Origin of the sequence: Mesorhizobium sp. M7A.F.Ca.MR.362.00.0.0 (assembly GCF_004023175.1) — a bacterium.
In the GTDB taxonomy this organism is placed as follows: domain Bacteria; phylum Pseudomonadota; class Alphaproteobacteria; order Rhizobiales; family Rhizobiaceae; genus Mesorhizobium.
On the sequence record NZ_RZTF01000437.1, the window covers coordinates 1 to 5,094 of the forward strand.

General features: G+C 58.6%; 4 protein-coding genes and 3 pseudogenes. 5 read left to right on the forward strand and 2 right to left on the reverse strand.

What is annotated here, in order from left to right; all coding sequences use genetic code 11:
* The 4 genes and pseudogenes from EOC06_RS32320 to EOC06_RS32335 all read left to right on the forward strand — a co-directional run.
* A pseudogene (locus EOC06_RS32320) lies at positions 1–326 on the forward strand (IS21 family transposase); the annotation flags it as partial.
* 68 nt (positions 327–394) lie between these two features.
* Positions 395–1,012: an IS21-like element helper ATPase IstB gene (istB, locus tag EOC06_RS32325; protein WP_281062128.1), complete on the forward strand. Its 618-nt coding sequence runs from the start codon at positions 395–397 to the stop codon at positions 1,010–1,012.
* A 480-nt stretch (positions 1,013–1,492) separates the two neighbouring features.
* On the forward strand, positions 1,493–3,598 hold the full coding sequence (locus tag EOC06_RS32330; protein ID WP_128309698.1) for a recombinase family protein: 2,106 nt from the start codon (positions 1,493–1,495) through the stop codon (positions 3,596–3,598).
* 10 nt (positions 3,599–3,608) lie between these two features.
* Positions 3,609–3,748 (forward strand): annotated as a pseudogene (locus EOC06_RS32335) (ATP-binding protein); the annotation flags it as partial.
* Here the strand turns inward: EOC06_RS32335 and EOC06_RS32340 are convergent.
* Complete coding sequence (locus EOC06_RS32340; protein WP_206631300.1) at positions 3,735–4,169, reverse strand: DUF4158 domain-containing protein; 435 nt, start codon at positions 4,167–4,169, stop codon at positions 3,735–3,737. The pseudogene EOC06_RS32335 and the gene EOC06_RS32340 overlap by 14 nt on opposite strands.
* Before the next feature lie 148 nt (positions 4,170–4,317).
* On the opposite strand from EOC06_RS32340, the pseudogene EOC06_RS45225 reads away from it, so the two are divergent.
* A pseudogene (locus EOC06_RS45225) lies at positions 4,318–4,395 on the forward strand (IS3 family transposase); the annotation flags it as partial.
* Positions 4,396–4,501: 106 nt separating this feature from the next.
* Here the strand turns inward: EOC06_RS45225 and EOC06_RS32345 are convergent.
* A complete protein-coding gene (locus tag EOC06_RS32345) occupies positions 4,502–5,092 on the reverse strand; it encodes an SMC-Scp complex subunit ScpB (protein ID WP_128309699.1) in 591 nt (196 codons plus the stop codon).
* Positions 5,093–5,094: the final 2 nt, after the last annotated feature.

A 5,094-nucleotide genomic window follows, 5' to 3' on the forward strand; every position in this document is an offset into this window, starting at 1 on the left:
ATGCAAACACGACGCCTCACACATTGCGCAAGGAAGCGGCAAAAGTCGGAAGCAATACGGCGATATTTATCGAGCCTCTGCTGAGTGACCGCCCGCATCCGGAACAAGGCTATCGATCCGCGCAGGGCGTCCTTTCCTTGGCGCGACGCTACAAATCCGATCGCCTGGAAATGGCGTGCGAGCGTGCCCTGACCATCAATGCACTGAGCTATTCATCCGTCGCCAACATTCTCAAATCGGGTCTCGACCAAGCTCCACCCGCAAGCGAGGCCGTCAAGCCGGCACCGCTGCACGGCAATATCCGCGGCAAAACCTACTATCAATGAGAAAGGAAGACACCCAGATGCTGACACATCCAACCCTAGATCAAATGCACACGCTCGGCCTTGCCGGAATGGCAACGGCCTATCGCGAGCTTGCCGAGCAGATCCATGGCAACGACCTCAGCTTTGACGAGCGGCTCGGCCTGATGCTCGACCGCGAGATCGCACTGAGAACAGACAAACGACTGACCAATCGGCTGGCAACTGCAAAGCTGCGTTTTGCCAATGCATCGATCGAAGACATCGATTTTAGCACGCACCGCGGTCTTGATCGCCGCAACGTTTTGTCCTTGGCGCAAGGCGCATGGCTGAAGGCAAACGAGAACTTGATTCTGACAGGCCAAACGGGCACCGGAAAGACTTGGATTGCCTGCGCTTTTGGAAGACAGGCGGCAAGGCTCGACTATTCCGTGCTTTACGTTCGAATGCCGCGGCTCTTCGAAGATCTCGCACTTGCCAGGCTCGACGGACGCTTTCCGCGCCTCATCGACAAGCTTGCCCGTGTCCAACTGCTGATCCTCGATGACTGGGGAACGCATACGCTGAGCGATCGGCAGCGCCTCGATCTGCTGGAAATCTTCGAGGAGCGGTACCGGCGAAAATCGACGCTGATCACGGCTCAAATTCCCGTAGCCGCCTGGCATGAAATGATCGGCGACCCAAGCAACGCAGGATACCCCTGTTGTTGATCGGTTGGTGTCTCATGTCACGGTAGTTGACCGTCGACATGCGCTCTGTGGACAGCGGTTTGAGGTGGCATCACTTCGGTCGGGGCGCGGACCTGCCTTTATTGTCATCCGCCTTCCGGATGGACGGTCACGCAATATCCGCCGGTCAGTGACGGATTTGTCGCCTGCTGGCGATGATGATGGTGAACATCGTAGCGGGGCGGGAAAGTTAATATCCGTTCTGACTTTGCTTCCTTTAGTGTATTATGCGCGAATCACCTTTAGTAACTCAATAGCGAGTTGCGATGGTTGCTCATGCTTTGGCGCATCGGATTGCGGTGTCTCTACCGGACACCAGTGTTCCACTGGTGCGGATCAAGCCAGATACGCCCAGCCTTTGGAACAATCTCCCACCAGTATCTCAGCACCAAGTCGCGCAGATGCTCGCGACTCTGATCCGCCGGATGCCGCCGAACGCGCCAGCGGCGAGGGAGCGGTTTGATGTTGGCTATTCCGAGCAGTTCTGACGAGCGGCTCACGGCCGTCCGGCGTTCAAAGTTCGCTTACGTGTATGTGCGCCAATCCTCGATAAACCAGGTGCGCCACCATCAGGAAAGCACCGAACTTCAGTACAGCTTGGTGGACCGCGCCGTCAGATTGGGCTGGCCGCCGGATCGTGTCGTCGTCATCGATGAGGATCTTGGAAAATCGGGAAACGGCCAAGTCGTGCGTGGCGGCTTCCAACGGCTCATCGCCGAGATCGGGCTCGGCAACGCGGGTCTGGTGGTCAGCCTCGATGCATCTCGATTGGCGCGCAACAACCGGGATTGGCATCAACTCCTCGAGTTGTGTTCATTGTTCGGCGTTATCATCGCCGATGGCGAGCGCCTCTACGATCCCTGCGCCTATCACGACCGGCTACTGTTAGGGCTCTCGGGGATCATGAGCGAAGCGGAGTTGCACCAGATCCGCATCCGCCTGCATCAAGGGGAGCGGCAGAAGGCTGCGCGGGGCGAGCTTCGCATACCGCTGCCAGGTGGCTTGACCTACAACCGCTCCGGCCAGATCGTGTTCAACCCTGATGGAGAGGTTCAGGCTCGGCTGCGTCTGATCTTCGACAAATTTAGAGAGCTTCAGACCGCGCGACGCGTTATGCGTTACCTGCGCACGCATGACCTACGCGTACCGGTGCGGCCGCTTCGCGGGCCGGCGCCCCATGAGCTGGTGTGGCGAGACGCCACCATCGCCCATGTCCATCATATTTTGCACAACCCGGCCTATGCCGGCGCATATGTCTACGGCCGGCGCCGAATAAATGCGGTCCGCCAAGGTCCAGGTTCGGACCGCGCAACCTCGAAGGTGGCCATTGACGACTGGGCGGTTTGCATCAAAGACGCACACCCTGGTTATATTAACTGGGAGGAGTTCATGGCCAATCAGAGACGCCTCGCCAACAACACCAATCGATACGAGGCCGGCCACCGCGGCGCGCCACGCAAGGGCATTGCTTTGCTGCAGGGCTCAGCGGTCTGCGGCCAGTGCGGACGGCGCATGACCGTGCGCTATAGCGGCCCCGACAGTGCATGCCCCGTCTACTGCTGCCTGGCGGACCGCAACCAGACCGGCAGCTCTCTCTGTCAGGAGGTTCGGGCGCCCGCAGTAGATGAGTTGGTTGCCCAAACCCTCCTGAAGGCGTTGGAACCTGACCAAATCGCCATCGCCATCGCTGCGCTCGACGAGATTGCGGAGGAAACGCGGAGCCTCGAGAAACAATGGGCGCTACGGCGGGAACGTGCGCGGTATGACGCCGAGCGGGCTCGACGACAATACGACACCGTGGAACCGGAAAATCGTCTCGTCGCCAGAACCCTGGAAAAGGCATGGGAAGACAAGCTGCGCTTGGTCGATGAGATCGAGCAGGAATATCGTCGGTGGAGAGACCGAGAGCCCTTGGTGTTACAGGCACAGGATCACGCGGCGCTTCAGGAACTCGCCGAGAATTTGCCGGCTATCTGGCACTCAGAAACCACCCAGCCAGAAGACCGCAAACGTATCCTGCGCTTCATCGTGCAGGAGGTCGTTCTCGACCAGAAGAAGATACGCGGCCAGGTCGCCATCAGGATTCTTTGGCAGACCGGCGCAACCAGCGAACATCAAATCCAACGCCGAGTTCAATCTTACGATCGAGACTATGGCGAACTTGAGCTTGTGCGTCAGCGGATCACGCAACTCAATGCTGCGGGCGATATGGACAGGCAAATCGCTAAAATATTGAATGAAGAGGGCGTCCGCTCGGCGCGAGGGAAGCTGTTCAGCTATGAGAACATCTGGCTCTTACGCCACCGTTGGGGAATCCCCACAGCCAAGATCAACGGCGTCGCAGCCAATCCGCCGCGCTGGCCTGATGGAACCTACTCTGTACAGGGCGCAGCCGCTGCAATCGGCGTGACTGCTCAAACCATCTTCGACTACCTGGCCCAGGGCCTTGTACACGGTCGGCAAAGCACGAAAGGCCAGCCTTGGCAGATCAGCCTTTCCAGCGACCAGATCGATCAACTTCAACGCCGACTGCAACGGACCAGGCGATCAAGGAAAGGTGCATCATGAAGCATTCGCGGAGGCCACTTTAGCCGACGCAATTCTGGACCGCATCGTTCATAACGCCCACCGCATAACGCTCGAAGGCGACAGCATGCGAAGCGAAAAACACCCACACTCTTGACCGGCGGCGAAATAACCGAAATCAATCACTCCTAACAGCAACAAGGCAAACGGAACTCGATCCCTCCGTTGTCCGCGACTTTGCGAAACGCTTGTCCCCGGCAGCCGCTGCGTCGATAGCAGCCAGAAGTGCTGCACGCCGGTCGTTCTTGTTGGCTATGTGCAGGCTGAGATGTTCGGTCAGGAAACGGCTGTGCTCGAAACGTGTGAGCTGGTCGGCCAAGTAGCGGATGACCGTCGCATGAGGCTGCTCGTCCTCTCCCAAGAGACGCCCAGTATGCCGCATGACGCAAAGCTGGATGGCGAAGCCCAGTTTATTATGCGCGCGGCGACGCACCTCACATTGCAACCTGTCAATTGGATCGAGAGTATAGTGCCGGAGCAGATTATCCTCGTCAGACGGGAAGCCAAAAAGAACCTTTGCCTCCGCCGCATTGACCAGCCTTCTTCGGCCCATTCGTTCGCTCCTCGCTATGAAGGAGCCGAGCTTATGGTCGCTGCAAGATCGATCGCAATCGGTTGGTAATCTTATCCAGGGGACAAACAGCTGTTCGTGCTTCGTTCGACCTTAGCGTGTCTGGGAAAGCAAATCTTGTTCCGGCCCCTATAACCCTCGGCGAAGGCACTCGACGCTCGGCTATCTGAGCCCCGTCGAGTTCGAGGAACAAGCTATGCTAGCTTAACCTCGTGTCCGAAAAACCGGCAGCAGGCCATTCGGACGAGATCACGGTTGAGACGTCAGAAATATGCTACAAATTTCGGACAAGCCTTACACACAATGCGCCGCGGCTATTCGTCGAGTTCGCCTCCGACACCCTCTGGGCCGACGGCAAAGTCGGGCATGATGTCCCCGCCCAGCAACTTCTCCTTCGACAGCAGGCCTGCATCCTCCAACGCCTCGAAATCCGGCAGGTCGCGCAGCGTGTCGAGCCCGAACTCCAGCAGGAATTCTTTTGTCGTCACGTAGGTGTAGGGCGCGCCCGGCGTCGGACTACGCGGACCGGAAGCGATCAGGCCGGCACCGCGCAAATGACCAATAAAATCGCGACTGATCTCCTTGCCGAAGAAAGACGACAACTCGGCGCGGGTGATCGGCTGGAAGTAGCCGATGCACATCAGCACCAAAACCTCCGACTGCGTAAGGTCGGCCGTCTTCCCACTTCCACCTACAGCAGCGCGGATGGCGTCGGAATAGGCAGGCCGGGTCAGGTGTTTCCAGCCGCCGGCGACCGAAACCAGATCGTAAGGGCGGCCGCGCAGCTCCTCGCGAATGTCGTCGATGAGAAGGTCGATGCTGCAACTTTTGCCGACGATGCGGGCGAGCGTTTCGCGCGTGACGGGATCGCTGGCCGCAAAAATTGTCGCCTCGACGCGCTGCATCC